The 26,727-nt window shown below is 75.8% G+C and carries 26 protein-coding genes; 15 read left to right on the top strand and 11 right to left on the bottom strand.

The window, feature by feature from the left end; translation table 11 throughout:
- Positions 1-202 precede the first annotated feature (202 nt).
- Positions 203-1,018 (top strand): transposase family protein, encoded by an 816-nt coding sequence (locus tag ACWIZO_RS13800; protein ID WP_448638242.1) that lies wholly within the window; start codon positions 203-205, stop codon positions 1,016-1,018.
- 965 nt (positions 1,019-1,983) lie between these two features.
- Here the strand turns inward: ACWIZO_RS13800 and ACWIZO_RS13795 are convergent.
- Both ACWIZO_RS13795 and ACWIZO_RS13790 read right to left on the bottom strand, forming a co-directional pair.
- Positions 1,984-2,886: an ornithine cyclodeaminase family protein gene (locus ACWIZO_RS13795; protein WP_448638241.1), complete on the bottom strand. Its 903-nt coding sequence runs from the start codon at positions 2,884-2,886 to the stop codon at positions 1,984-1,986.
- Entirely contained in the window at positions 2,883-3,911 is a 1,029-nt protein-coding gene (locus ACWIZO_RS13790) for a proline racemase family protein (RefSeq protein ID WP_448638240.1), read from the bottom strand. Before ACWIZO_RS13790 ends, ACWIZO_RS13795 begins: the two co-directional genes overlap by 4 nt.
- Positions 3,912-4,317: 406 nt before the next feature.
- Here ACWIZO_RS13790 and ACWIZO_RS13785 point away from each other — a divergent pair, with 406 nt between their 5' ends.
- Positions 4,318-6,708 (top strand): lysylphosphatidylglycerol synthase domain-containing protein, encoded by a 2,391-nt coding sequence (locus ACWIZO_RS13785; RefSeq protein ID WP_448638239.1) that lies wholly within the window; start codon positions 4,318-4,320, stop codon positions 6,706-6,708.
- Positions 6,709-6,717: 9 nt separating this feature from the next.
- Here the strand turns inward: ACWIZO_RS13785 and ACWIZO_RS13780 are convergent, their stop codons facing one another.
- Positions 6,718-7,299, bottom strand: coding sequence for a hypothetical protein (locus ACWIZO_RS13780; RefSeq protein ID WP_448638238.1), 582 nt, complete (start codon positions 7,297-7,299; stop codon positions 6,718-6,720).
- A gap of 13 nt (positions 7,300-7,312) precedes the next feature.
- The gene (locus tag ACWIZO_RS13775; RefSeq protein WP_448638237.1) at positions 7,313-8,461 is read right to left on the bottom strand and encodes a zinc-dependent alcohol dehydrogenase; all 1,149 of its coding nucleotides are present in this window, start codon (positions 8,459-8,461) and stop codon (positions 7,313-7,315) included.
- A 204-nt stretch (positions 8,462-8,665) separates the two neighbouring features.
- Here ACWIZO_RS13775 and ACWIZO_RS13770 point away from each other — a divergent pair, with 204 nt between their 5' ends.
- From ACWIZO_RS13770 to ACWIZO_RS13745, 6 genes are all read left to right on the top strand, one after another.
- Positions 8,666-8,851 carry a hypothetical protein gene (locus ACWIZO_RS13770; protein ID WP_448638236.1) on the top strand — a complete coding sequence of 62 codons (186 nt, stop codon included), beginning with the start codon at positions 8,666-8,668 and terminating at the stop codon, positions 8,849-8,851.
- Positions 8,852-8,891: 40 nt separating this feature from the next.
- A complete protein-coding gene (locus ACWIZO_RS13765; protein WP_448638235.1) occupies positions 8,892-9,251 on the top strand; it encodes a hypothetical protein in 360 nt (119 codons plus the stop codon).
- 40 nt (positions 9,252-9,291) lie between these two features.
- Entirely contained in the window at positions 9,292-10,386 is a 1,095-nt protein-coding gene (locus tag ACWIZO_RS13760; protein ID WP_448638234.1) for an NAD(P)-binding domain-containing protein, read from the top strand.
- Positions 10,387-10,521: 135 nt separating this feature from the next.
- Positions 10,522-11,439 carry an ABC transporter ATP-binding protein gene (locus ACWIZO_RS13755; RefSeq protein WP_448638233.1) on the top strand — a complete coding sequence of 306 codons (918 nt, stop codon included), beginning with the start codon at positions 10,522-10,524 and terminating at the stop codon, positions 11,437-11,439.
- Complete coding sequence (locus tag ACWIZO_RS13750; protein WP_448638232.1) at positions 11,436-12,254, top strand: ABC transporter permease; 819 nt, start codon at positions 11,436-11,438, stop codon at positions 12,252-12,254. Before ACWIZO_RS13755 ends, ACWIZO_RS13750 begins: the two co-directional genes overlap by 4 nt.
- A 220-nt stretch (positions 12,255-12,474) precedes the next feature.
- Positions 12,475-12,822 (top strand): hypothetical protein, encoded by a 348-nt coding sequence (locus ACWIZO_RS13745; RefSeq protein ID WP_448638231.1) that lies wholly within the window; start codon positions 12,475-12,477, stop codon positions 12,820-12,822.
- Positions 12,823-12,894: 72 nt separating this feature from the next.
- Here ACWIZO_RS13745 and ACWIZO_RS13740 read toward each other — a convergent pair whose 3' ends face one another.
- Positions 12,895-13,932, bottom strand: a complete 1,038-nt coding sequence (locus ACWIZO_RS13740; RefSeq protein ID WP_448638230.1) for an ornithine cyclodeaminase — start codon at positions 13,930-13,932, stop codon at positions 12,895-12,897.
- A 124-nt stretch (positions 13,933-14,056) separates the two neighbouring features.
- On the opposite strand from ACWIZO_RS13740, the gene ACWIZO_RS13735 reads away from it, so the two are divergent.
- Complete coding sequence (locus ACWIZO_RS13735; RefSeq protein ID WP_446759287.1) at positions 14,057-14,488, top strand: Lrp/AsnC family transcriptional regulator; 432 nt, start codon at positions 14,057-14,059, stop codon at positions 14,486-14,488.
- A 3-nt stretch (positions 14,489-14,491) separates the two neighbouring features.
- Here the strand turns inward: ACWIZO_RS13735 and ACWIZO_RS13730 are convergent, their stop codons facing one another.
- Positions 14,492-15,658: an MFS transporter gene (locus tag ACWIZO_RS13730; protein ID WP_448638229.1), complete on the bottom strand. Its 1,167-nt coding sequence runs from the start codon at positions 15,656-15,658 to the stop codon at positions 14,492-14,494.
- 71 nt (positions 15,659-15,729) lie between these two features.
- Positions 15,730-15,918, bottom strand: a complete 189-nt coding sequence (locus ACWIZO_RS13725) for a LuxR C-terminal-related transcriptional regulator (protein ID WP_448638228.1) — start codon at positions 15,916-15,918, stop codon at positions 15,730-15,732.
- Positions 15,919-16,123: 205 nt separating this feature from the next.
- On the opposite strand from ACWIZO_RS13725, the gene ACWIZO_RS13720 reads away from it, so the two are divergent.
- The 3 genes from ACWIZO_RS13720 (at position 16,124) to ACWIZO_RS13710 (ending at position 18,473) form a co-directional block, all read left to right on the top strand.
- Positions 16,124-16,534 (top strand): allene oxide cyclase barrel-like domain-containing protein, encoded by a 411-nt coding sequence (locus ACWIZO_RS13720; RefSeq protein WP_448638227.1) that lies wholly within the window; start codon positions 16,124-16,126, stop codon positions 16,532-16,534.
- Between the two features lie 228 nt (positions 16,535-16,762).
- Entirely contained in the window at positions 16,763-17,845 is a 1,083-nt protein-coding gene (locus ACWIZO_RS13715) for an IS110 family transposase (RefSeq protein WP_448638226.1), read from the top strand.
- A 100-nt stretch (positions 17,846-17,945) separates the two neighbouring features.
- A complete protein-coding gene (locus ACWIZO_RS13710; protein WP_448638225.1) occupies positions 17,946-18,473 on the top strand; it encodes a DUF488 domain-containing protein in 528 nt (175 codons plus the stop codon).
- A 67-nt stretch (positions 18,474-18,540) separates the two neighbouring features.
- Here the strand turns inward: ACWIZO_RS13710 and pruA are convergent, their stop codons facing one another.
- Positions 18,541-20,166 (bottom strand): L-glutamate gamma-semialdehyde dehydrogenase, encoded by a 1,626-nt coding sequence (pruA, locus tag ACWIZO_RS13705; RefSeq protein WP_448638224.1) that lies wholly within the window; start codon positions 20,164-20,166, stop codon positions 18,541-18,543.
- Positions 20,167-20,192: 26 nt separating this feature from the next.
- Positions 20,193-21,125 carry a proline dehydrogenase family protein gene (locus ACWIZO_RS13700; RefSeq protein WP_448638223.1) on the bottom strand — a complete coding sequence of 311 codons (933 nt, stop codon included), beginning with the start codon at positions 21,123-21,125 and terminating at the stop codon, positions 20,193-20,195.
- A 130-nt stretch (positions 21,126-21,255) separates the two neighbouring features.
- Between ACWIZO_RS13700 and ACWIZO_RS13695 the strand changes: the two genes are divergently transcribed.
- The 3 genes from ACWIZO_RS13695 to ACWIZO_RS13685 all read left to right on the top strand — a co-directional run bounded on the left by ACWIZO_RS13695 (position 21,256) and on the right by ACWIZO_RS13685 (position 25,463).
- The gene (locus tag ACWIZO_RS13695) at positions 21,256-22,392 is read left to right on the top strand and encodes a helix-turn-helix domain-containing protein (protein ID WP_448638222.1); all 1,137 of its coding nucleotides are present in this window, start codon (positions 21,256-21,258) and stop codon (positions 22,390-22,392) included.
- Between the two features lie 96 nt (positions 22,393-22,488).
- On the top strand, positions 22,489-23,109 hold the full coding sequence (locus ACWIZO_RS13690) for a biliverdin-producing heme oxygenase (protein WP_448638221.1): 621 nt from the start codon (positions 22,489-22,491) through the stop codon (positions 23,107-23,109).
- Positions 23,106-25,463, top strand: a complete 2,358-nt coding sequence (locus tag ACWIZO_RS13685) for a SpoIIE family protein phosphatase (RefSeq protein ID WP_448638220.1) — start codon at positions 23,106-23,108, stop codon at positions 25,461-25,463. Before ACWIZO_RS13690 ends, ACWIZO_RS13685 begins: the two co-directional genes overlap by 4 nt.
- Positions 25,464-25,556: 93 nt before the next feature.
- On the opposite strand, the gene ACWIZO_RS13680 is transcribed toward ACWIZO_RS13685, so the two are convergent.
- Together ACWIZO_RS13680 and ACWIZO_RS13675 are read right to left on the bottom strand one after the other, a co-directional pair.
- Positions 25,557-25,832 (bottom strand): hypothetical protein, encoded by a 276-nt coding sequence (locus ACWIZO_RS13680; protein WP_448638219.1) that lies wholly within the window; start codon positions 25,830-25,832, stop codon positions 25,557-25,559.
- A gap of 11 nt (positions 25,833-25,843) precedes the next feature.
- Entirely contained in the window at positions 25,844-26,617 is a 774-nt protein-coding gene (locus ACWIZO_RS13675; RefSeq protein ID WP_448638218.1) for an SDR family NAD(P)-dependent oxidoreductase, read from the bottom strand.
- Positions 26,618-26,727 lie beyond the last annotated feature (110 nt).

Below are 26,727 nucleotides of genomic sequence, written 5' to 3'. Positions count from 1 at the left end.
TGGTCGGCTCGCGGAATTGCGAACACCAGTCGAGATATGTCCTAGAGGCCGCTCCCCTAAAGGTCTTATTGAGGTTTTCTCACCAGCTTTGACGGCTTGACTTGTGTCGTCGCTCGTGGCGGCCGGGTCTCAGGAAGAGGGCGCGGACTCTCGGGGCGAAGATCGTCTCGCCAAAGGTTCTCCTCTTCCCCGGGAGCCCGCTGTGTCTCATCGTGCCAGCCGCCATGCCCACTTGGACGTGTCCGCGCCGATCCTCCAGGCCGTCACCGGGTGGATCGCCCGCCACCGTCGCCGCCCCGGAACTCGACCGGCGCAGCGGGCCGGCACGGTGCACACCCACGTCGCCCTCGTGCTGCGCTGGCTGCGCCACCGCCTAGACGTGCGCACCCTCGCCGGTGACGCGGGCCTGAGCGTCGCCACCGCCTACCGCTACCTGCACGAAGGCCTCGACGTGATCGCCGGACACTCGCCCGACCTCCAGGCCGTGCTCGCCGAGGCCCGAACTGTCGGGCTGCCCTTCCTCTGCCTGGACGGCACGCTGATCCCGACCGACCGGGTGGCCGCCCGCGCCGAGCGTGGCCATCACCTGTGGTACTCCGGCAAGCACCACGCCTTCGGCGGCAGCGTGCAGGTCCTCTGCGACCCCGGTGGCTTTCCGCTGTGGGTCTCTGACGTCCGGCCCGGCTCGACCCATGATCTGACCGCCGCCCGCGAGCTGGTCCTGCCGGCGCTGTACCCGCACGCCGCCCGCGGGCTGCCGGTGCTGGCCGACAAGGGCTACACCGGTGCCGGCATCGGAGTGCACGTCCCGATCAAGCACCACCCCGACGGGCCGCTGCACACCGACAACCGCTGCTACAACCGGCTGATCACCGCACTACGCGCACCCGCCGAACGAGGCCATGCCCTGCTCGGCCGCTGGCGCGCCCTCGACCGGGTCACCGTCAGCCCGCACCGCATCGGCGCCATTGTCGCCGCCGCATTGGTGCTCATCTCACTCGACCGCGGAACCAGGTGAGAAAACCTCATTGGTGTCCCATAGCGGCCCACATGGGGACAGTGGCGTCACAGCCCTCGGGGTGGCGCAGGGGCGCGTCTGGTGCACAGCGGGCCGGCATCCTCGGGCCGCTCCCCGTGCTCCAGCTCGTAGACACACTCGCCGCACATCAAGCCGTCAATGGCCGGCGTACCGGGATGCTCGCGCCAGTCGTGACCGCAGGAGGGGCAGTCCCCGTAGAAGCGGAGGCGCCGCCGCCAACGGCCCAGAATGCACACGCTGCAGCCAGGGCGCAGGACCCACTCCTGGCCGTCGACGACGATCCTCAGCACCGAGTGCGAACCGATCAAACCGCGCCTGCGCTCGACGCGTCCCTCACCGCGTAGGTATGCGCGGACGACCAGCGCCAGGTCGCGGAGCGCCGCTTCCTTGGGGCCGGTCGGGCAGGCGGACCCTGTCGAGCAGGATGCCGCCCGGCACCGCCACCCCTGTTCCGGTACCGCCGCCCTCGGAACACTCGGGGACCACCGCCTCGTCGTGACACGGACCGGCCAGCTCGACACGCACGGCGCCCGACCGCCGGCAGGCGGCGGTGCGGATGGCCACGCAGGTGTCCTCTCGGTCGGCATCGGACGTCGGTGCCACGTCCGGCCGGCCACGTGCAGCAGGGATGCGATCGGACCGTGAGCGGGCAGCTACCCCGCACCATCGCAAACCGGTCGCAACAGGCTGCGTCGGACCCGACAGCGGGCCACGTCCGCCGGGTCGGTGGCCGGCAGGGCGGGCAGCGTCCGGTTCGCGGCAGAGCTGCAGCGACCCAGGCCGGGCAGCTCGGGGACAGCCTGGGCCTGCGGACCATCCGGTTGCCCGAGGACCACGATCCCGACGCCTCGAGGATGTGCGGTCCAGCCGGCGAGAGCGCCGCCCACCAGGTACTCGGGGACGTCGACCGCGCGGGGCGTGGAGGCGCAACGGGGCGCTGCGACTCAGTGCCCGGTGCCGTCCGCGGACAGCACGGCCTCGGCGACGACGAGGTCCTGCCAGGACATGCCGACGCTCTTGAACACCAGCGGGCGGCCGGCGCCCGGCACAGCCGCGCCGGACACGACGTCGCGCACGGGCAGGAGGTCCTCTGCGGCCAGCGCGCCGTCGGCGATCGCGAGCACGACGTCCCCGGCCTCGCGCAGCGCGGTGGCGACGTCCTCCACCACCACGGTGGCCCGGCCGAGGAGTGCGGCGTCCAGTTCCCGGGCGTCGGGTTCGTGGGAGCCGACCGCGATCACCACGGCGTCGTCGCCGAGCAGGGCCGAGTCGAACAGCGGCGTGCGGGCCGAGGTGGCGCAGACGACGACGTCCGCGGCCTGCAGCGCCTCGTCGGCGTCCGCGGAGCCGAGCCGCACCGCCGCCAGCGGGGTCCGGGACGGGTCGCGGACCAGGTGGGTGGCTGCCGCCAGCGGGCGGACGGCGCCCAGCGCGGCGACGTGCCCGACCGCCTGCGGGCCGGCCCCGACCACCGCCACCCGCAGCGGCCGGTCGGCCAGGACCGGGAGGACGGCGGCGACCGACACCGCCGGGGTGCGCAGCGTGGTCAGCGCGGTGCCGTCGAGCACCGCGCGCAGCGCGAGGGTGTCCCGGTCGAAGAGCAGGTAGGCGGCCTGGATGCGGGGCAGCCCGCGGGCCGGGTTGCCCGGGGCGACGGTGGCGACCTTGACCCCGGCCGCGGCCGGCGTCTCCGAGGGCATGAGCAGGAACTGCCCGCGCGACAGCCCGACCGCCGTCCGCGGTGGGTCGCCGGCGGGGTCCAGCCCGGCGCGCAGCGCGTCGGAGATCGCCCGGACCGCGGCGGCCGGCCCGAGCGCGGTGACGGCGTCCGCGTCGAGGAACCTCACCGCAGCACGAACCCCGGCACCAGTGGATCGTGCTCGTCGACGGTGAAGACGTGTGCGCCGGTGCGGTAGGCCATGCCGGTCACCTGCGGCAGCACCGCGCGGCGGCCGTCGACGTCGAGGGTGTCGAGCACGGCGCCGGTGAAGGTGCTCCCGACGATCGAGTCGTGCCGCAGCACGGTGCCGGCCGGCAGCCGGCCCTCCTCGGCGAGCACGGCGAGGCGGGCGCAGGTGCCCGAGCCGCACGGGGAGCGGTCGACCTCGCCGTCGGCGAAGACGGTCACGTTGCGCTGGTGCACCCGCCCGTCGGCGTCTCCGTCCGGGCTGCCGAGGTCGTCGTACCAGATGGTCCCGTAGATCCCGGTCAGCCGCGGATCGTCGGGGTGCACAGCGTGCTCGGAGTCGTCGAGCGCCCACTTGATCTCCCGGCCGAGGGCGATGAGCTCACCGAGCTCGTCCGGGGTGACCGACAGCCCGAGCGCCCGGGCGGGCAGGGTCGCGTACATCGCCCCGCCGTAGGCCACCGTCACGGTCACCTCCCCGCGAGAGGTGCTCACCGGCACCTCCCGGGCCACCACCCAGCTCGGCACGTTGACGAAGTCGACCGCCATCGTCCGCCCGCCCTCCCGGTGCACGCGGGCGGTCACCCGACCCGAGGGGACGTCGATGACCACGTCCACGCTGCCGGAGTTCGGGGCCTCGACGAGGCCGGTGTCGACCGCCCACACCCCCAACGCGATGGTGCCGTGGCCACAGGCGGTGGAGAAGCCGTCCTTGTGCCAGAACAGCACGCCGAGATGGGCGCCGGAGTCGTCCGGCGGCACGAGGAAGCCGCCGTACATGTCGGCGTGCCCGCGCGGCTCCGAGCACAGCACCGCCCGCAGCGCCTGCACGTCGGGGTCCTCGATCGCCCGAACGCGGCGCTCGGCGACCGTCGCGCCCGGGATGGGCACCGGTGGATCGGCGACGATCCGGAAGGGCTCACCACCGGTGTGGTAGTCGACGGTCGCGATCGGCGAGGGCGGCACCCACCGACCGTACTGGGGCGACCGGTCCACCCAGTGTCGGAGAGCAGTGGCCTCGGCCGAGCGTGCGGCCGTGACCACCAGGGCGGACCGGCCCGCGCGGGCGCCGCCCGCGGAGGTCTGCCACAGCGCCGCCGGCCGGCGCGGCGTCGACACGAACTCCCCAGTGGACGGCGACCTCCGGCGCAGGGAGGCGCTGCACCGTCGTCCCCACACGGCCCGACGGGGGCCGCGAGTGGAGGAGACGACGTGCAGACGACGAGACGACGCTGGGGCACCGCCGCCGGGCTGGTGGCCGCCGGCGCGCTGGCGGGCGGCATCCTGGCCGGGACGGCGTCCGGCGGCGCCTGACCGCACGCCGCGGGGTCGGTGCCGCCCGGGCCGTCGCACGCTGTCGATACTGCTGCCCGTGGACGGCGGCGGGGGGGACGGTCCGGGGTCCTGGTGGCCCCGGGCGCGGGTCCGCCGTCCCTCCGACGCCGCCCGGCTGGCGGCGGTCGCCGGCCTCGCGGCCGGGCTCGGGGTGCTGTCCGCGCTGCTGCCCGGCACCGCCGGCGCGACGGTGCCCGAGGGCGTGCGCGGGCTGCCGCGGGCCCTGCTGTCGGTCGCGAACGCCCTCGCCTCCTTCGCCGTCCTCGGCGTGCTGCTCGCCGTGGTGGTCGACGCGCTGCGGCGGCGGCGCTGGGCGCTGCTCCCCGCGGCGGCGGCCTGCGCCGTCGGCACCGCCCTCGCGGTCGCCGCGCAGGAGGCCGGGCAGGCGGGGTGGGTGGCGGCCCTCGGCCCGCGACAGGACTCGGCCGTCGTCCCGCTCGGCGCCGCCGTCGCCCTCCTCGTCGGCGCCGACCTGCCCCGGGGACGGCGGCTGCTGGGCGCGGCCGCCGCGGCGCTGACCGCGGCGGCCGGCTGCGCCCTGGCCCTGGGGAGCCTCACCGTGCCGGGCGCGGTCGCCGCCGTCCTGCTCGGCACCGGCGCCGGTCTCGGGGTGCGCGTGGCCGCCGGCGTGGTGCCCGCGCGCCCGCCGGTGGACCTCGTGGTGGAGGTGCTCGCGCAGGCGGGGATCGTCGTCGCGGACGGGCTGCGGCCGCTCGACGACGCGGCCGGGCGGGCCCGCTACGCCGCCAGCGACGCCTGCGGCGACCTGGTGCTCACCGTCGTCGACCCGGACCGGCGGGGCGTGACCCTCGCCCGCCGCGCCTGGCGGGTGCTGTGGTTCCGCACCTCGGCGGTCGGCCGCCCGGCGCTGTCCCTGCGCGGGGTCCTCGAGCGCCGGGCGCTCGTCGCCGGCCTGGCCCGCTCGGCCGGGGTGGCGGTGCCGCCGGTGCTGGCGCTGCTGCCCGCGGGCCCGGCCCTGGTGCTCGTCGAGCGGCCGCTGCCCGGCACCGGCCTGCCGGCGGGACCCGACGGCGACGCAGCGGACGCCGGCGACCTGCCCGCGGCCCTCACCGCGGCCCTCACCGCGGCCCTCACCGACGCCCTCACCGCCGCCTTCGGCACGCTGCGCCGGCTGCACCGGGCCGGGCTCGCCCACGGCGCGCTCACCGCCGAGGCCGTCGTCCTCCTGCCCGACGGCGGGGCTGGCCTCACCGACCTCCGGGACGCCCAGCCCGCCGCCGCCGAGCTGCAGCGCGACCTGGACGTGGTGGCGCTGCTGGTCGCGGGCGCCGCCCGGGCCGGCGCCGGCCGGGCGGTCGCGGCCCTGCGCGCCGGCTACGCCTCCGGGCCGGGCGAGGAGCGCCGGTGGGCGGCCCTGCTGCAGCCGCTGGCACTGCCGCGGCCGGTCCGCCGCGCGGTCTCCGGGACGCCCGTCCTCGGCGACCTGCGCACCGCGCTCGCCGGTCCCGACGGCGGGCGGGTGGCGACCGCTCCCCGCCTCGAGCGGGTCAGCGGGCGCACCGTCCTGAGCGTGGCGGGCGCGACGGTCGGCGCGCACGTCCTGGTCACGCAGCTGTCCGACGTCGGCATCGGGACGGCGCTGGCGCGGGCCGACTGGCGCTGGCTCGCCGTCGCGCTGCTCGGCTCGGCACTGACCTACGTCGGGGCGGCACTGTCGCTGGCGGCGTTCGTGCCCGGCCGCCTGCCGCTGGGCCGCACCACGCTGGTGCAGCTGTCCTCGGCGTTCGTGACGCTGGTGACCCCGCCGACCGTCGGGCACGTCGGCGTGAACATCCGCTACCTGCAGCGCTCCGGGCTGCCGGTCGCGACCGCGGCGGCCACGGTCGGGGTCAGCCAGGTCGTCACCGTCGCGGTCACGCTGGTGCTGCTCCTGGTGTGCGGGTGGCTCAGCGGGGTCTCGCCGTCACGTCCCTCGCTGCTGCCCAGCGGCGACGTCCTCGCCGTCCTCCTCGCGGCGGCCGCGCTGCTCGGGCTGGCCGTCGCCGTCCCGGCGGCCCGGCGGGCGCTGCGCCGGCGGCTCGAGCCGCTGGTCCGGCGCACGCTGCCGCAGCTGCTCGCCGCGGTCACCGAGCCCCGCCGGCTGGCCACGGCCGTCCTCGGCGTCCTGCTGCTCAACGGCGGCTACGTGCTCGCGCTGGACGCGTCGCTGCGTGCGTTCTCCGTCTCACCGGCCCTGTCGTCGGTCGTGGTGGTGTACCTCGTCGGCTCCACCGTGGGGTCGGCGGCGCCCACACCCGGCGGCCTCGGCGCGGTCGAGGCGGCGCTGGTCGGTGGCCTGACCGCGACCGGTGTCCCGGTGGCGTCGGCCCTGACGGCGGTGCTCGCCTTCCGGGTGGCGACGTTCTGGCTGCCGGCCCCGCTGGGGTGGGCGGCCTTCGTCGGGCTGCAGCGCCGCTCCCGGATCTGACGGCCGCCGTCAGCGGCGCAGCGCCCGGACCACCCTCCGCACGCCCAGCACCGCGGCCCCGGCGCCGGCCACCCACGGCCCGGCGACGACGACCGGGTCGAGCAGCTGGTGCCGGGCGTCGGAGCGGCCGCGCCGCGACCGCAGGCCCCCGTGGGTGAACTCGGCCCGCACGCCGGTGGCGGGCACGTCGGGACGCGCGGACGCGAACGACCGCAGGTGGTGCTCCCACGCGTCGACGCGGTCGCCGACGATCAGCAGCAGCCAGTGCGCGAGCCGCCCCTCGCTGAAGCGGGCGTAGGCGAGCTTGCGGATCGCCCCGGACAGGCCCTTCGGCGGCTGGGCGGTGCCGAACACCGGCGTGACGAAGGCGTGCTCGATCGAGTGCTCCCGCGGCCACTTCTGCGGCTGGCGCTCGGGGAAGTCCCAGTGGGCTCCGGTGTCGGCCGGGTACTGCAGCTTCGGGTACGACGGCCGGTCGGCGGGGTCGAGGTCGGCCCCCCACCCGGGGATGCGGGCGCGCAGCTCCTCGCGGCTCGGGGGCGGGGTGCGCTTGTCCCGGACGTAGGCGCTCGGGATCTCGGGGTCGGTCATCGTCGCTCTCCCGTCAGGCGGCGTCGGGCAGGACCAGCGGCTTGATGCAGCCGTCGAGCTTGCTGGAGAACACGTGGTACGCCTCGGCGATGTGCTCCAGCGGGAAGCGGTGGGTCACCATCTCCCGCGGCGTCAGGTGGCCGTTGCGGACGTGCTCGAACATCCGCGGCCACTGGCGCTTCACCGGCGTCTGGTTCATCCGCAGCGTGAGCCCCTTGTTCAGCGCGTCGCCGAACTTGACCGCGTTGGGGATCGGCCCGTAGGCGCCGACGACGGAGACGGTGCCGCCCTTGCGCACCCCGTCGATCGCCCAGTTGAGGGCGACCGGGGAGCCGCCCTGCAGCTTGAGCTTGGTCCCGGTCACTTGCTGCAGGAAGTTGCCGTCGGCCTCGGCGCCGGCCGCCTCGATGACGACGTCGGCGCCCAGGAAGTCCGTCTGCTTCTTCATCTCGACCACGACGTCGTCGTGCTCGTCGTAGTCGATCGTCTCCGCGTGGGCCATGGTCCGCGCCTTCTCCAGCCGCTCCTGCAGGTGGTCGACCACGATCACCCGGCCCGCGCCCATCAGCCAGGAGGACTGGGCGGCGATCAGCCCGACCGGCCCGGCACCGAGGACGACGACCGTGTCGCCCTCGGCGATGTCGCCCAGCTGCGCGCCGAAGTAGCCGGTGGCGGCGGCGTCGGTCAGCAGGACGGCGTCCTCGTCGTGCATCCAGTCGGGGATCGGCACCGGGCCGACGTCGGCGAACGGGACGCGGACGTACTGCGACTGGCCGCCGTCGTACCCGCCGGTGGTGTGCGAGTAGCCGTAGATGCCGCCGACGGCGGTGGCGTTCGGGTTGACGTTGTGGCAGTTGGAGTACAGGCCGCGGGCGCAGTACCAGCAGCTGCCGCAGAAGATGTTGAACGGCACCATCACCCGGTCGCCGACCTGCAGGTTCTGCACCGAGGAGCCGACCTGCTCCACGACGCCGATGAACTCGTGGCCGAACGTGTGCCCGATCCGGGTGTCCGGCATGAGGCCGTGGTAGAGGTGCAGGTCGGAGCCGCAGATCGCGGCCAGCGTCACCCGCACGATCGCGTCGTTGGGGTGCTCGATCGCCGGGACGTCCTTGTCCTCGACCCGGATCTTGTACGGGCCGCGGTACACCATCGCGCGCATGGGGTCGTCCCCTCCTCGAGGCGGCTCCGGAGGGAGGGTCGGGAGCGCCCACCTGGTCCGCCGACTGTGCTCACCGGCGCCCCGACCTTGCAGGGCCGCGGGCCGGCGGGCCACTCGAGCGCCGGGACGGGTCGCTCCCGGGGATCCGGAGCCTGGAGCCCTACCGTCGGCCGACGTCGCACCGACCCCGGGGGAGCCGCCGAGATGGACCCGCGTCCACTGTCCGAGCAGGAACGCGCCGAGGCCTTCCGCCAGGCCCAGCTGAGCCACCTCGACCGGCAGACCGAACTGCTCACCTCCATCCACCGCTGGGTCACCCTCGGCTTCGGCTTCGTCCTGCTCGCCCTCCTGCTGGTCATCTACCTCGTCTTCGTCGTCGCGATCGGCTGAGCTGCGAAAACGGGTTGCCCGGGTCCGTAGCGTCGGGCACGTGACCCCTCCCCCCGTGCTCGAGCCGGTACACCGTCCGGAGGACGGCGAACTCGTCGGCCACCTGGCCGCCGTGGGTGCCGTGGGTGCCGTCGCCGGCGGCGACCGGTGGGTGGCGCACGCCGTCTTCGGGGCGCCGCTGCGGACCTTCGCCGGTCGCGACGAGGCCGAGGCCTTCCTCCGCTCCCGGGGGCTGGCGCTGCTGGCCGAGCGGTGGGAGTACCGGCCGGCCGACGGCGGCGAGGCCCGTCCGACGTGGCTGGTCGAGGCCCGGCCCGGCTCGGTCGTCGTCCGCTTCGGGTACGAGCGGGCGGCGACCGAGCTGACCGGCGCCGACCTCGGGCGACTCACCCTGGCCTGAGGAGCGGAAGCCCGGCGGGCCCGGTGGCGTTCCGGGGGTCGTGAGCACCCCGCGGGACGTCGACGTCGTGGTCGTCGGTGCCGGCCAGGCCGGCCTGAGCACCGCCCACCACCTGGCCCGCCAGGGCTTCGCTCCCGGCAGCGGCTTCGTCGTCCTCGACGGCGAGGCCGCGCCGGGCGGCGCCTGGCAGCACCGCTGGGCGTCGCTGACCCTGGCCACGACCCACCGGGTGCACGAGTTGCCCGGCCTGCCGTTCGAGCCCGCCTCGGCGGACCTGCCCGCCGCCGAGGCGGTGCCGGCCTACTTCGCCGAGTACGAGCGGCACTTCGGCCTGCCGGTCGAGCGGCCGGTGCGGGTGACCGCGGTGGAGCGCACCGGCGACGGCCGCTTCCTCGTGCGGACGTCGGCGGGCGAGTGGCGGGCCCGCGGCCTGGTCAACGCCACCGGTACCTGGACCCGGCCGTTCGTGCCTTCCTACCCCGGCCAGGAGACCTTCCGCGGCCGGCAGCTGCACACCGTCGGCTACCGCGGCGCGGCGGAGTTCGCCGGGCGGTCGGTGGTCGTCGTCGGCGGCGGCGCCTCGGCGGTGCAGCTGCTCGGGGAGCTGGCCCCGGTCGCCCGCACCACCTGGGTGACCCGCCGCCCGCCGCTCTGGCGGGAGGGGCCCTTCGGCGAGGAGCAGGGCCGCGCGGCGGTGGCCCGGGTGGAGGCCGCCGTCCGCGCCGGCCGGATGCCGGGCAGCGTCGTCGGCGCCACCGGGCTGGTCGTCACGCCGTGGGTGCGCCGGGCACTGGACGACGGCGTCCTCACCCGGCTGCCGGTGTTCGACCGCATCACCCCCGGCGGCGTGGCCTGGGACGACGGCCGGACGGTGGACGCCGACGTCATCCTGTGGGCCACCGGCTTCCGCGCCGCCGTCGGCCACCTCGCGCCACTGCGGCTGCGCACCCGGGACGGCGTGATCCGGCTCGACGGCACCTCCGCCGTGGACGAGCCCCGGCTCCAGCTGGTCGGCTACGGGCCGAGCGCCAGCACGATCGGCGCGAACCGGGCCGGCCGCACCGCCGCGCGCACGCTGCGCCGGCTGCTCGACGCCGACGCCGACACCGACGCAGCGCTCTCCCGCAGCGCCTGACCCAGGGTCCTCCCGGAGGGGGCGACGGGGTCACATCAGGGGCGGATGGGGGTCCGGCCCGGATGTGCCGGCACCGCGCCGGCCGGGAGCCTTCCGGGCCATGACCTCCTCCCCTCCCCCGCGGCGGTGATCGGCGTGATCGTCGCCTCCGGACTCACCAAGCGCTTCGGCGACCGCCTCGCCGTCGACGACGTCTCCTTCACCGTCCGGCCCGGCCGGGTCACCGGCTTCCTCGGCCCGAACGGCGCCGGCAAGTCGACGACGATGCGGATGGTCATCGGCCTGGACCGCCCGACCGCCGGCACGGTCACCGTCGACGGCGCCCGCTACGCCGACTCCCCCGCACCGCTGCGCGCCGTCGGGGCGCTGCTCGAGGCCCGCGCCCTGCACCCGGGCCGCTCCGCCCGGGCGCACCTGCGGTGGATGGCCGCGAGCAACGGCATCCCGGCCGCCCGGGTCGACGAGGTGCTCGGCCTGGTCGGCCTCGAGGCGGTCGCCGGCCAGCGGGTCGGGCGGTTCTCCCTCGGCATGGGCCAGCGGCTGGGCATCGCCGCCGCGCTGCTCGGCGACCCGCCCGTCGTCGTCCTCGACGAGCCGGTCAACGGCCTGGACCCCGAGGGCATCCGCTGGGTGCGCACCCTGGCCCGTGACCTCGCCGCCGAGGGCCGCACCGTGCTGGTCTCCAGCCACCTCATGGCCGAGATGGCGCTGACCGCCGACCACCTGGTCGTCGTCGGCCGCGGCCGCGTGCTCGCCGACTGCCCGACGTCGGAGTTCATCGCCGCCCACGCGGCGTCCTCCGTCCGCGTGCGCACCCCGCGGCCCGCCGAGCTCGCCGACCTGCTGCGCCGCGCCGGCGCGGAGGTCACCCGGGACGGCGACGCACTGCGCGTGCGGGGCGTCGACACCGCCACCACCGGCGAGCTCGCCGCCGGCGCCGGCCTGGTGCTGCACGAGCTCGGCCTCGTCTCCTCCTCCCTGGAGGACGCCTTCATGACCCTGACCGCCGGCAGCGTCGAGTACGCCGCCGCTCCCGCCGAGGTGACCCGGTGACCGCTCCCGCCCCGACCCTGCCCCGCACCGCCGCTGCCGGCCCGGTCCGCGCCGGCCTCGGCCGCGCCGTGCACGCGGAGTGGATCAAGCTGTGGTCGGTGCGCTCCACCGGCTGGTCGCTGGTCGCCATGGTCGCCCTCGGCGCCGGTCTGACCACGCTGGTGTGCGCGCTGGTCGCACCCGATCTCGCCGACGGGCAGACGGGCGAGCCGGTCGGCGCCTTCATCACCTGGGGGCTGCTGTTCGCGCAGGTGACCGCGGTCGTGCTCGGCGCCCTCGTCGTCACCGGCGAGTACGGCACCGGGATGATCCGCGCGACGCTGGCCGCCACCCCGCGGCGCGGCACCGTGCTCGCCGCCAAGGCGCTCGTCCTCGCCGGCACGCTGTTCGTGGCCGGCGTCGTGACGGCGACGCTCGGCTGGCTGGGTGGCAACGCGTTCCTGTCCGCGGAGGGCATCGGCATCTCCCTCGGCGACGACGGGATGCTGCGCTCGCTGCTCGGCAGCGGCCTGTACATGGCCGGTCTGGGGCTGTTCGCGATGGCTGCCGGGCTGCTGCTGCGCTCGACCGCGGCGGTGGTGTCGGTGGTGCTGGCGCTGGTGTTCCTGGTCGGCAACCTGCTGGTGCTGCTGCCCGGCGCGTGGGGCGAGTGGCTGACCAAGCTCATGCCGGGCAACGCCGGGTCGCGGATCGCGATGCCGGAGGCGTTCAACCCGGTGCTGCTCGAGCCGTGGACCGGGTTCGCCGTCTTCGCCGCCGAGGTGGCGGTCCTGCTCGCCGTCGCGGCCCTCGCCTTCACCCGCCGCGACGCCTGACCGGGGCCGCCGCCCGCACCGCTCACGCCGGTGAGGCCCCCGCAGACACCCCTCCTCCACCGGTCCTCGTGCTCTGCCCACACTCGTGGGCAGAGCACGAGGTCGCGCGGGGGCACCTACCCACCGTCCCGTCGAGCTCTGCCCACAGTCGTGGGCAGAGCACGAGGTCGCGGAATGACACCCCCGGCGGGCCCCGGCGGCGGACGGGCACAGTGGGGGGGTGACCTCCCCCGATCCCGCCACCGTCGGCCGCGAGCGCGCCGGTGAGCTGGTGCGCCGGCTCGAGGCCGGCGACCCCGCCGGCGCCGACACCGTGCTCGCCGACGTCGACCAGGTGCGCGACCTCGTCTACGTCGGCGCCGCCCTCACCGCGCTGGCCCGCGCCGAGGCCCGCGGGCTGCCACCGGCGCAGCGGGCGCAGGCCAACACCCGCCAGCTCGTCCTCGGCGCCGCCCGCGACGCCGCTCGCACCGACCCGGCCGGGCTGCGCCTGTGGCTGCGCCGCGCAGGCGAGGAGCTGCTGCTGCTGCGCTCGTTGCGCGCCGCCGCCGACGCCATCGCCGGCTGAGCCCCGGGCCGGCACCTGGGCCGCACCCGGACCGGCCGGGACCGGGTGATCGCGCCGGTCCCGGCCGGGAGCTCAGGAGCCGATCGGCGTCAGCGCGCCGACCATCCCGAAGAGGTCCTTGGGGTCCTCGGGCTCGGCGACCAGGTCGACGTCGTCCACCCACGGCGTGCCGCGCACCTCGTCACGGACGTAGCGCAGCGCCGAGTGGTCCTCGACGGCGAAGCCGACCGAGTCGAACACGGTCACCTGGCCGGCCGACGTCCGCCCCGGGGCACGCCCGGTGAGGACCTGCCAGAGCTCGGTCACCGGGAAGTCGGCCGGCATCGCCTGGATCTCCCCCTCAACGCGCGTCTGCGGCGGGAACTCGACGAAGACCTCGACGTCGTCGCGGAGCAGGATCGTGGGGTCGAGCTCGGTCTTGCCGGGGCAGTCGCCGCCGATCGCGTTGACGTGCACCCCGGGTTCGACCCACTCGGCGGGCAGCACCACCGCGCGGGCCTTGTCCGCGGTGCAGGTGGTGACGACGTCGGCGCCGCGCACCGCCTCGCGGCCGGAGGACGCGATCGTGACGTCGAAGCCGAGCGGCTCGAGGTTGCGGGCCAGCTTCGCCATGGCGGCGGGGTCGGTGTCCCAGACCGCCAGCTCGGTGATCCCCAGGGCGCCGCGCATGCCGAGTGCCTGGAACTCCGACTGGCTGCCGGCGCCGATGAGCGCCAGGCGGCGGGAGTCGGGCCGGGCGAGGTGGCGGGCGGCCATGGCCGAGGTCGCCGCCGTCCGCAGGGCGGTGAGCAGGGTCATCTCGGCGAGGAAGACGGGATAGCCGTTGGAGACGTCGGCCAGCGCGCCGAACGCGCTGACCGTCTGGAAGCCGCGTACCGGGTTGCTCGGGTGCCCGTTGACGTACTTGAAGGCGTAGGTCTCGCCGTCACTGGTGGGCATCAGCTCGATGACGCCCCAGGGCGTGTGGCTGCCGACCCGGGCGATCTTGTCGAAGGACTCCCACCGGCGGAAGTCGTCCTCCACGTAGCGGGACATCCCCGTGATGATCCGTTCCGGCCCGGTCTCGGCCACCCAGCGGACCATGTTGCGCACGTCGACGAAGAGCGTCATGACGGCGGCCTCCTCTCAGCGAGGACAACGCTAGGGATGGTCGATCTGCACGGGCAATGAGCAGAGCGGGCTCATCCTGCGCAGACACGGAACACATCGACGCGCTAGTCTGTACGATCTGCCCATGGCGGAGCTCAGCGACCTCGACCAGCGCCTGCTGGCGGCCCTGCGCGAGGACGGCCGGGCGCCGGTGGCGGAGCTGGCGCGCCGGCTGGGCGTGACGCGCGCGACCGTCACCAGCCACCTCGACCGTCTCGTGGCCGAGGACGTCATCGTGGGGTTCACCGTCCGGATGCGGGACGAGAGTGCGGCCGGCGGGGTGCGCGCGGTCTCGCTCATCGAGGTCGAGGGCCGCTCCACCGACGACGTCATCCGGCGGCTGCGCGGCTTCCCCGAGATCGAGTCGATGCACTCGACCAACGGCGCTTGGGACCTCGTCGCCGAGACCCGCACCGCCGACCTCGCCGGGTTCGACCGCCTGCTCAACCGGATCCGGGCCGTGCCCGGGGTCATCAACAGCCAGACCAGCCTGCTGCTGACCTCCGTCCTCCGCTGACGCTCAGGCCGGTCGGGCCACCGGCCGGGTCGCCGCCCGCGCCACCGGCAGCGCCGCCACCAGCACGGCGGTGACCAGCAGGTAGGTCCAGGACAGGCCGGCGCCGGCCGCCACCACGCCGAGGACGAGCGCGCCCAGGGCGGTGCCGGCGTCGAAGGAGGCGTTCCACAGGGCGCTGGCCGCCGTCGTCCCGCCCTCGCCGGCGCGGGCGAACGCGGTGACCAGCGTCAGGTTCTGCACGGCGCCGTAGCCGCCGCCGAAGAGCGCCGCGCCGAGCAGGACGACGGCGTCCCCGGTGGGGAGCCCCACGGCGACGACGGCCATCCCGGCCGCCCCGAGCAGCAGTGTGGACGGCAGCAGCCGGCCGGTGCCCACCCGGTCGACGAGCAGCCCGGCCCGCCAGCGGGTCAGCGCGCCGGCGATCCCGAAGACGAGCAGCGCCACCGTGGCCAGGACGCCGTCGGGGCGCTCGATGGGCAGGAACGTGACCAGCCCGCCCCCGGCCAGGGTGACGACGAACAGCACGGCCGACGGCGCGAGGGCGGCACGCGCCGCCGCGCGCGACGACGTCCCCGCGCCTCCCTGCCAGGGCACCGCCCGGGCCAGCACGGCGACCAGCGGCAGCGCGAGCACCGGCGCGGCGGCCAGCCAGGAGAGCACCGCGGTGTGCCCGTCGAGCACCAGGGCCACGCCGGCGGGGACGGCGACCAGGTTGGGCACGGCGATCGCCAGCCCGTACAGGCCGATCGACTCGCCGCGGCGCTCGGGCGGGGCGACCTGCGCGGACAGCGTCGCGCCGAGCACGGTGAGGACGGCGAACCCGGCCCCGCGCACCGCCGAGACCGCCGACAGCCAGAGCACCCCGTCGTCGACCACGTACAGCGGCGCGGGCGCCCCGAGGGCGAGCATGCCCGCGGCCAGGACCGGGCCGAGGCCGAGGCGCGCGGTGAGCGCGGGGACGGCGGACTGGACGGCCACGGTGACCAGCAGGAACACCGCGGTGACGACGCCGGCGGTGTCCGGGGAGGCACCGCCGGCGACCGCGTACGCCGGCAGCGAGGCCAGCGTCAGGCAGTAGCTGGCGAAGCCGAGCGACGTCGCGCCGACCAGGGCGCGCATCGCCGGCAGCCGCCACAGCGACGTGCGCGGCCGCGTCGTCCCGCCGGTCATCCCGCTCCCCTCACCCGGTGCCCGGTCGACCAGCATGACCGGGCGCGCCCCGGCCGGTGGGAGCGGGTGGGCTACCGACCGGGGCCGGAGGTCCCCAGGCCGGCCTCGTGGGCACGCGCCACGGCGGCGGCCTGGTCGGGCACCTGCAGCTCGGTGAGCACGGCGGACACGTGGTTGCGCACCGTCTTGTCCGACAGCGCCAGCCGGCGGGCGATCTGGCCAGTCGGCAGCCCGGCGGCGCGACCGGGCTCGCGCTGCACGCCCGCCGCCGTCTCGGGCGGTCCACCGCGGCCGCGGCGGCAGCCGTGGCCGTCGCCGTCCTGACCGTCGCCTCCGCTGTCTGGCTGGCGCTCGCCGGCTGATCACTCCCGTCCCCGGAGGAGCTCACCGTGTCCCTGACCCCGCGCGCGCCGCACCGCGGTCGCCGCTGCCGTCCTGCTCGCGGGCGCCGGCACCGCCCTGGCCGTGGTCACGACCGCGACGGCCGCCTCCACGCTGCGCCTGACGACCGTCGCCGTGCCCGACCGCAACACCGATCTGGACCTCGGCGACCCGGGCCCGAGCCCCGGTGACGCCCAGGTCTTCCTGGACGACGTCCGGCGCGACGGCACGACGATCGGCACGAACGCCGGCAGCTGCACCATCACTAGCCTCTCGGAGAGCCGGTCGTCCGTCGCCTGCACGGCCACGCTCACCCTGCCGGAGGGGCAGATCGCCTTCCAGGGCGCCGCCGACGAGGACCCGGGCGCCGGCCCGGCCGGGTTTACCTGGGCGGTGACCGGCGGGACCGGCCGCTACGCCGGAGCCGAGGGCGAGGTCGTCGGCAGCTTCCGGCCGGACAGCGACGTCGTCGACCTGGAGGTCCGCCTCGGCTGACAGTGAGGATGTAGGCGAGCTCCGCAGCGGCCGTTCCTGACCCGTCGGCTGACTGACTTGGGGTCTTCAACCGGATCTGTCGGTCCGGTCCGCTGCGGAGCTCGTGTGCACTCACCAGTCGAGGGGTCGTGACCTCACAGGAGCTTGTGCCAGCAAGCACCCGTCACTGTCTTGTCCGCTCGCTCGGCGGTGCGTGCCGCCCTTGCCGATCGAGTGAGAAGGACGGCGATGACCACGATCGCAGACCCGTTGACGACTGCCCAGCCAGTCACCGCCGACCACCCGGTGTTCGGTGGGGTGGACACCCATGCCGACACCCACACCGCGGCGGTGATCGATGCGGCCGGTCGGCTGCTGGGTCACGACCAGTTCGCAGCCAGTGCGGCGGGCTATGCCCAGCTGGCCGCCTGGCTGGCCGCGCACGGCGAGGTCCAGCGAGTGGGAGTGGAGGGCACCGGGGTCTACGGCGCCGGTTTGGCGCGACACCTGACCGCGGTCGGCCTCGAGTTGGTCGAGGTCGACCGGCCCGACCGCAAGACCCGCCGGTTCGCCGGCAAGTCCGACCCGATCGACGCCGAGGCCGCCGCCCGCGCCGCGCTGGCCGGCCGGTCCACCGGCCTGCCCAAGACCCGCACCGGGCCGGTCGAGGCCCTCCGGGCGCTGCGGGTGGCCCGCCGCAGCGCCATCGCCGCTCGCGCCGAAGCCCCGACCCAGCTCAAGGCGCTGCTGATCACCGCGCCCGAGCCGCTGCGCGCCCGACTGCGTGGGCTGACCACCCGGCAACTGGTGAGCACTTGTGCGGCGTTGCGCCCTGACCGCGACCGGATCAGCGATCCGGCCCAGGCCACCACGACCGCGCTGCGCACCCTGGCCCGCCGCCATCAGCAGCTGACCGCCGAGATCGACGACCTCGACGCCGACCTCACCCCACTGGTCACCCGGATCAATCCGGCGCTGACCGCCGCCAGCGGAGTCGGCACCGACGTGGCCGGCCAACTGCTGGTCACCGCGGGGGACAATCCCCAACGGCTGCACTCCGAACCGGCCTTCGCCGCGCTTTGCGGCGTCAGCCCCATCCCGGCCTCCTCCGGCCGCACCCATCGCTACCGGCTCAACCGCGGCGGTGACCGGCAGGCCAACTGCGCCCTCTATCGAGTCGCCCTGAGCCGGATGCGCTGGGACCCCCGCACCCAGGCCTACGTGAAGCGCCGCACCGAGCAAGGCCTGAGCAAGAAGGACATCATCCGCTGCCTCAAGCGATACATCGCCCGCGAGCTCTACTACTTGCTGACCTCACCACGGACCACTTGACGATCCATAGGAGCATCCACGGGGCCGGTCCGGCACCGGGACCGCTCGCACCCCGCGAGCGGTCCCGGTGTCCGGCGCGGGCGACGGGTAGGCAGGGGCGGTGCCGCTGCTGACCGTGGGACACGGGCCCGACGACCGCGACCGGCTGGGTACCCGGCTCGGCGCGGCCGGGGTCGGGCGCGTCGTCGACGTCCGGCGCTTCCCGGGCAGCCGCACCAACCCCGACGTCCGGCGCGAGGCGCTCGAGGCGTGGCTGCCCGCGGCGGGGATCGGCTACCGCTGGGAGGCCCGCCTCGGCGGCCGGCGCCGGCTGTCCCCGGACGAGCCGGTGGCCGACGGCTGGTGGACCGTGGCCCAGTTCGCCGCCTACGCCGCGCACACCCGGACGGCGGAGTTCGCCGCGGCGCTCGACGAGGTACTCGCCGAGGCGACGACGGCGGCCGTCGCGGTGCTGTGCAGCGAGAGCGTGTGGTGGCGCTGCCACCGGCGGCTGGTCGCCGACGTCGCCGTCCTCGGCCGGGGTGTCACCGTGCAGCACGTCATGCACGACGGCCGGCTCGCCCCGCACCGCCCGTCGGAGGGCGCCGTCCTCGGCGGCGACGGCCTCGTCCACTGGCCGGTTCGGTGACGTGCTGGACCGGCCACCCTTCAGGGTCCCGCGCCGAGCTTGCGAGGCGTGGGGGGAAGGGTGGTCCTTACGCCATGTGCGGATAGCGGTGGTCGGTCGCCGGGACGAAGGTCTCCTTGAGCGAGCGGGTCGACGTCCAGCGCTGCAGGTTCTGCGCCGCGCCGGCCTTGTCGTTGGTGCCCGAGGCGCGCCCGCCGCCGAAGGGCTGCTGGCCGACGACGGCGCCGGTGGGCTTGTCGTTCACGTAGAAGTTGCCCGCGGCGAAGCGCAGCACCCGCTGCGCGTGCGTGATCGCCGCGCGGTCCTGGGCGATGACCGCCCCGGTCAGCGCGTACGGCGCCGCCGACTCCATCTGCTGCAGCACGGTGTCGTAGTCGGCGTCGTCGTAGACGTGCACCGCGAGGATCGGGCCGAAGTACTCGGTGGTGAACACCTCGTGCCCGGGGTCGGTGCCCTCGATGACCGTCGGGCGCACGAAGAAGCCCTCGGAGTCGTCCTTCTGCCCGCCCGCCACGATCGACAGCGCCGGGTCGTCGTCCACCCGGTCGATGACGCCGGAGAGCTTGGAGAACGACTTCCGGTCGATGACCGCGCCCATGAAGTTCGAGAAGTCGGTGACGTCGCCCATCGTCAGCGACTCGGTGACGCCGACCAGGTCGTCGCGCAGCCGCGCCCACACCGACCGCGGCACGTACGCCCGCGACGCCGCCGAGCACTTCTGCCCCTGGTACTCGAAGGCGCCGCGCACCAGCGCGGTCCGCAGCACGTCGACGTCGGCCGAGGGGTGGGCGACGACGAAGTCCTTGCCGCCGGTCTCGCCGACGATCCGCGGGTAGCCGCGGTAGTTGGCGATGTTCTCCCCCACCGTCCGCCACAGGTGCTGGAACACCGGCGTCGACCCGGTGAAGTGGATGCCGGCGAGGTCGCGGTCGGCCAGGACGACGTCGGAGACCGGGATCCCGTCGCCGGTGACCATCGTGATGACACCCGGCGGCAGCCCGGCCTCCTCCAGCAGCCGCATGAGGAAGTGCGCGGCGAACTGCTGGGTGGGCGCCGGCTTCCACACGACCGTGTTGCCCATGAGCGCCGGCGCGGTGGGCAGGTTGCCGGCGATCGCGGTGAAGTTGAACGGCGTGACGGCGTAGACGAACCCCTCCAGCGGCCGGTGGTCGCTGCGGTTCCAGACGCCCGGGGAGGACACCGGCTGCGCGGTGACGATCTCGCGGGCGAAGTGCACGTTCCAGCGCCAGAAGTCGACCAGCTCGCAGGCGCTGTCGATCTCGGCCTGGTGGGCGGTCTTGGACTGCCCGAGCACGGTCGCGGCGTTCAGCGTCTGCCGCCACGGCCCGGCCAGCAGGTCGGCGGCCTTGAGGAAGACCGCGGCGCGGTCGTCGAAGGACAGCTCCTGCCAGCCCGGCGCCGCCTCCTTGGCCCAGCGGACGGCGTCCTCGGCGTCGGCGTGCGTGGCGTGCGCCGCGGTGCCGAGGACGGCGGCGTGCCGGTGCGGCTGGACGACGTCGAAGCGCTCGCCGCCGCCCATCCGCTGCTTGTCGCCGAGGGTCATGGTCAGCTCGAGCGGCTCGGCGGCCAGCTCGGTCAGCCGCTGCTGGAGCGCCGCGCGCTCCGGCGAGCCGGGGGCGTAGTCGAGCACCGGCTCGTTGCGCGGCGGGGGGACGTTGGTGACGGCGTCCACGGGGGCCTCCTGGTGTGAGACGTGGTCTAGGACGTGGTGACGAGGGAGCGCAGGAAGAAGCGCAGGTTCGCGGGGCGCTCGGCCAGCCGGCGGACGAAGTAGCCGTACCAGTCGACGCCGTAGGGGACGTAGGCGCGCACGGTGACGCCCTCGGCGGCCAGCCGGTGCTGCTCGGCGGGGCGGATGCCGTAGAGCATCTGCACCTCCCACGAGTCCGCCGCGCGGCCGTACTCGGCCGCCAGCCGCTGGGCCAGCGAGACCAGCCGCGGGTCGTGGCTGCCCACCATGGGGTACCCCGGCCCGCGCATGAGCACGCCGAGGCAGCGGGCGTAAGCGGCGTCGACGTCGTGCCGGTCCTGGTGGGCGACCGACGCCGGCTCGTCGTAGGCGCCCTTGACCAGGCGCACCCGCGACCCGGCCACCGCCAGCGCCCGGGCGTCGTCCTCGGTGCGGTGCAGCGCGGCCTGCAGCACCGCGCCGGTCCCGGGGTGGGTGCGGCGCAGCTCGGCGAGGGTGCCGAGGGTGGCGTCGACGGTCGAGGAGTCCTCCATGTCGAGGGTGACCGTCGTCCCGATCACCGCGGCCGCCTCGACCACCGGCCGGACCAGCTCCAGCGCCAGGTCCTCACCGCCGGGCAGCGCCTGCCCGAAGGCCGACAGCTTGACCGACACCTCCGCGGCCCGACCGAGCCCGAGCGGGGCCAGCCCGTCGAGCGCGGCCAGGTAGGCGTCGCGGGAGCGGCACGCCTCGGCGCGGTCGGTGACGTCCTCACCGAGGTGGTCGAGGGTGACCGCGAGGCCCTCCCCGGTGAGCCGGCGGACGACGTCGAGCGCCTCGGGCAGCGTCTCGCCGGCCACGAACCGGTCGACGACGTGCCGGGTGACCGGCGTCCCGACCAGCGCGCGGCGCAGGGCCGGCCGCCGGGACGCGCCGAGGAGCAGGGCCTTCTGCGAGAGCACGGGCACCTCCGTCTGTCGTCGTGCCCCTGTGCGGAGGAGCACGGTCGACGAGAACGCTAGGCACGTCACACCCCCGCCACCAGGGACAGACGTACGGACTCCACCCGCCCGGTCTCATACAGTCGTACGAGTGCGGAACGACCTGCAGGACGTCGTCGACGAGGTGTCCCGCCTGCTCGGGGCCCCGGCGACGCTCGAGGACGTCGACTTCACGCTGCTGGCCTTCTGCGCCCACCCCACCGACGACGCCGATGACGCCACCGCCGCCATGGACGCCGTCCGGGCCCGGTCCATCCTCGGCCGCGGCTCCACCCCCGCCACCCGCCGCTGGTTCGAGGACCTCGGCATCGCCCGGGCCGAGCGGCCGCTGCGCACCCCCGCCGACCCCGCGACCGGCGTCCTCACCCGCCTGCTGCTGCCGGTCCGCGCCGACGGCCGCACCCGCGGCTACCTGTGGCTGCTCGACGGCGGGCGCACCGACCCCGACGACGACACCGACCCCGTCCTGGCCGCGGCGGTCGCCCTGGCGGCGCGGGCCGGGCGGCTGCTCGCCGAGCGCGACGAGGACGGCGACCTCGGCACCGCGCTGGCCGCCGTCCTGACCGGACCCGGGCCCGCCCGCGAGCGGGCCGCCCGCGCGCTGGCCGACCGGCTCGGGGACGGCGTCCCGCTCGCGCTGGTGGCCCTGCGCCCACCCGGCGGCGCGCTGCCCCCGGGCTGGCGGCCCCCGCCGTCGTCCGCGGTGCTGCCCGGGGACGGCGGGGACGGCGACGAGGTCGCCGTCCTGGTGCGGCTGGCCCGGACGGGCGACCTGCGCCCCGCCGGCGCCGCCGCGGCCGCCGCCCTCGCCCGGCTGCCCGCCGGCACCGGTGCGGGGGTGTCCGGGGCGACGTCCGGCGCGGGCGGGCTGGCCGGCTGCTGGGCGCAGGCGCGCGCCGCGGCGGCCGTCGCGGGCCTGGTGCCGCGACTGGCACCGGTGGCGCAGTGGGCCGAGCTCGGCGGCTGGCGGACCGCCGCCGCGCTGCCCGCCCCGGACCCCGCGGTGGCCCCGCTGCTGGCCGAGCCCCTGCTCGCCGCCACCGCCGAGGCCTACCTCGACGCGGCCGGCAGCGTGGCCCGCACCGCGGCCGCCCTCGGCATCCACCGCCAGACGCTGTACTACCGCCTGGGCCGGGTCACCGCGCTCACCGGCCTCGACCTCGCCGACGGCGACACCCGGCTGCTCGTGCACGCCTCGCTGCGCCGCGCCCGCCTGCCCCGGCCGTGAGCCCGGCCACACGGAACCGGGGAGTCCGTTCGGGCGCGACGCCGTCCGGAGGGTGACCTACCCTCGGAGGTGCTGATGGCTGCGGGAGGAGAGGCGTTGCCTCGAGACGCGGGCGGCGCCGGCGACGTCCTCCGGGACCTGCGCACGGCCACCGCCGAGGAGCACGACCGGGTCGAGTCCACGCTCGACCTGATGGACCCGCACCTGGACCGGGACCGGCTGGCCGGCGTCCTGGCGCGGCTGCACGGCTTCTGGCTGGCGGCCGAGGCGGGCCTGGACGCCTGGGCCCGCCACTCCCCCGCGGACGCCGCCGCCGTCGACTGGGACCGCCGCCGCCGCGCGGCGCTCTACGCCGCCGACCTGCGCGCGCTGGGCGCCGACCCGGAGCCGGACGAGCGGCCCACCCTGCCCGAGGTGCGCGACACCGACGCGGCGCTCGGCCGGCTCTACGTGATGGAGGGCTCGACGCTCGGCGGCACGTTCATCGACCGCCACCTGGCCACGCTGCCCGGGTTGGCCGGCGGCCCGCGGTTGCGCTGCTTCAGCCCCTACGGCGCCGACACCGGTGCGATGTGGCACGCCTTCCGGCGGGTCACCCGCGAGCACGTGGCCGGCCCCGGGGACGCCGACCGGGTCGTCGCCGCGGCGCGCACCACCTTCGCCGTCCTCGCCGACTGGTGCCGACCGGCCGCCCGGTCGCGGGCGGTCCCGGCGTGACCGACGTCCGGGCGGACGTCCCGGCCGACGCCGGGCCCGACGTCGCCTGGCTGGCGCCGGGCACGCCGGTCGACCTCGACAACTGCGCGCGCGAGCCGATCCACGTCCCGGGCAGCATCCAGCCCCGCGGCGTGCTGCTGAGCGTGAGCGAGCCCGACCTGCTCGTCGTCCAGGCGTCGGAGAACCTCGCCGGGCTGACCGGGGTGGCGTGGTCTGACGCGCTCGGCCGGCCCCTGGCCGACGTGATCGGGGTCCACCAGGCCGGGGCCGTCGTCCGGTCGGCCAGCGCGTTCGGCGACCTGCGCGAGCGCAACCCGGTGGAGATCACCCTCGACGTCGACGGCGGGCCCGTGCCGGTGGACGCGATCCTGCACCGCGCCGTGCTCGAGGGCGGCGAGGACGGCACGGTCCCGCCGCTGACCAACCTGGTGGTGGAGCTGGAGCCGGCGCACGGGCCGCGGCCGTTCTCCTTCCCGAACACCTACCAGGCGGTGCGCAGCGCCGTCGCCGAGCTCAACCGCGGCTCGACGCTGCAGGAGCTCTACGACACGACCGCGCAGGCCGTGCGGTCCCTGACCGGCTTCGACCGCGTGATGGTCTACCGCTACGACGCCGACTACAACGGCGAGGTCGTGGCCGAGGCGAAGGCCGAGCGCCTCAACCCCTTCCTCGGCCTGCACTACCCCGCCTCCGACATCCCGGCCCAGGCCCGGGCGCTGTACGAGAAGAACTGGATCCGGCTCATCTCCGACGTCGACTACGTCCCGAGCCCGATCCACCCCACCGCGCACCCGGCCACCGGCCGTCCGCTCGACCTCACCTACTCCACGCTGCGCAGCGTCTCGCCCGTCCACGTCGAGTACCTGCACAACATGGGCGTGCGCGCCTCGATGTCGATCTCGCTGCTGCAGGACGAGGAGCTGTGGGGCCTCATCGCCTGCCACCACTACGACGGCCCGCACGCGCCGCCCTACGCCACCCGGGCGGCGGCGGAGTTCCTCGGCTCGGCGCTGTCGCTGCGCCTGGTCGACCGCACCGCCGAGGACGAGGTGCACCGGGCGCTGCAGGTGCGCTCGACGCTGGCGTGGCTGACCACCGCCACGCTCGACGAGGACCGCTCACTCCCCGGCGCGCTGCTGGGCAGCCCCAGCCTGCTCGACGTGCTGCCGGCCGAGGGCGTGACCCTCGCCCTGCAGGGCGAGACCGGCAGCACGGGCGAGCAGCTGCCCCCGGAGGTCGTGGACCGGCTGGTGGCCTGGGCGGCGGCGCGGGGCGGGGAGGTCGTGGTCACCGACTCCCTCCGGCGCGACGCACCGGAGCTGGACCTGCCGCCCGACCTCGTCTGCGGCGTCCTCGCCCTGCCGCTGCCGGAGGGGCAGTTCGTCCTGTGGCACCGCCGCGAGGCCGTGCACCACGTCGACTGGGGCGGCGACCCGCACAACAAGGCCATCGCCGAGCGCGAGGGCGACGGCGTCCGGCTCAGCCCGCGCAAGAGCTTCGACCGCTGGCGGGAGACCGTCCGCGACCGCTCGCAGCCGTGGACGCCGCAGGAGCGCGCCGAGGTCCTGGAGCTGCGCAACCACCTGCTCGAGGCGCTCTACGCCCGCTCCCGCAGCATCGTCCGCGCCGCGGAGACCCTCCAGCGCAGCCTGCTGTCCGAGCCGCCGGAGCCCGACGACCTCGAGGTCGGCGTGCGCTACGTGCCCGCCGCGCGCGAGGCGCAGGTGGGCGGTGACTGGTACGACGTCTTCCTGCAGCCCGACGGCTCCACGATGCTGGTCATCGGCGACGTCGTCGGCCACGACACCGAGGCCGCCGCGACCATGGCCCAGCTGCGCGGGCTGCTGCGCGGCATCGCCTACGACAGCGCCGAGGGCCCCGCGCGGGTGCTCGCCCGCCTCGACGCGGCCATCCACGGGCTGCGGCTGGGCGCCATGGCCACCGTGCTGGTCGGCCGGCTGGAGCAGACCGACGAGGAGCGGGCCGCCGGCGTGACCCGGCTGCGGTGGTCCAGCGCCGGGCACCTGCCGCCGCTGGTCGTCGGCCCCGACGGCGCCGCGCAGGCGCTCACCGCCGCCCGGCCGGGCCTGCTCCTCGGGGTGAACCCGCAGGCGGTGCGCACCGACCAGGTGGCGGTGCTGCGGCGGGGCTCGACCGTGCTGCTCTACACCGACGGGCTGGTCGAGCGCCGCGACACCGGTTTCGACGCCGGCGTCGACCGGCTGGGCCGGGCGCTGGCCGAGCTGCACGCCCTGCCGGTCGACGTGGTGTGCGACGAGGTGCTCGAGCGGCTGGTGCCCGACGGCGCGGAGGACGACGTGGCGCTGGTCGCCGTCCGCCTCCTCCCCCAGTAGCGGAAGGACCCCCTCCCTCCCCCCGACTCGCGAGCTCGCCGTGGGCCCCTGGGAGGGGGCCGATCGTGCTCCGGCACCGTGGAGGGGCCGGGCTCAGGCCTCGCCGGAGGTGCCGTCGGGGTCGCTGAACTCCGCCTCGAGGCCGTCGTCCTGGGGGCCGCCGTCGCCGGGCAGGGGCGCCTCGTCCTCGGCCGCCCGGAGCTCGGCGTCACCGGCCTCGGGTGGGGCGTCGTCGACCCCCCGCTCCAGCTCGGCGAGCAGACGCTCCTCGTCCGGGCGCAGGTCGCCGCTGCCGAGGTGCTCGCCCGGCTCGCCGGCGTCGGAGCCGGAGGCCATGCCGCTGTCGGGGACGTCGCTGGGCTCGGTCATGTCGTCTCCGGTCATCGGGGGAAGTTCGGTTCCAGGCGCGGCACGATCTGCATCTCCGGCACGAACGCCGCCGGGTGCAGCAGCAGCAGCGTCCGCACGGTGTCGGCCACGGCCGACGGCGGCATCATGAGGTGGGACGGGATGCCCCACTGCTCCATCATCGGGGTGTCCATCGCGGCGGGGATGACCGCCTGCACGCGGCACGGGAAGGGCCGCTCGGAGCCGTCCTCCAGCCGCACGGCCTTCTCGCGCAGCTCGCGCTGGATGCAGCGGGTGGCGTTGAGGAAGCCGGCCTTGGAGCCGTTGTAGGCGATCGCGCCGCTGCCCGAGGTGATCGCCGAGAGCGACACGACGTGCACGACGTCGGCCGTGCGGCCCTCGGGCAGGTGCTGCACCCGCTTCACGAACTCGCTGGTCAGGAAGACCGGGCCCTCGCAGTTGACCGCCATGACGCGGCGGTAGTCGTCGAGGTCGATGTCGGTGACGTAGCCGGGCCGGTCGATCCCGGCCACGTTGACCAGGACGTCGAAGGCGTCGCCGTGCCGCTCGAACAGCTGCGCGACGACCGCGCGGCGGCTCGCGTCGTCGGTCACGTCGAGCGCGACGACGTCGGCACTGCCGCCGGAGTCGGTGACCAGGTCGCGGGTCCGCGCGCTGCCGTCGGCGTCGATGTCGGCCACGACGACGTGCGCGCCGGCCTCGGCCAGCGACACGCACGTCGCCCGGCCCAGCCCGCTGGCCCCGCCCGTGACCAGCGCCACGCGCCCCTTCAGCTCCCCAGCCACCTGCTACCTCCGTCCACCGGCCCGGTAGGGGCCGTGATCAGGTCCGTCCCGCCCAGCCTCGCCGACACCGCCCCTGCCCGCAGGTCGGGCACCGCCGTCCGCGCGCGAAC

Source organism: Geodermatophilus sp. URMC 63 (assembly GCF_053502565.1).
The sequence above is the reverse complement of the archived record's forward strand: the minus strand, read 5'-3'. Positions and strand labels throughout refer to the sequence as shown.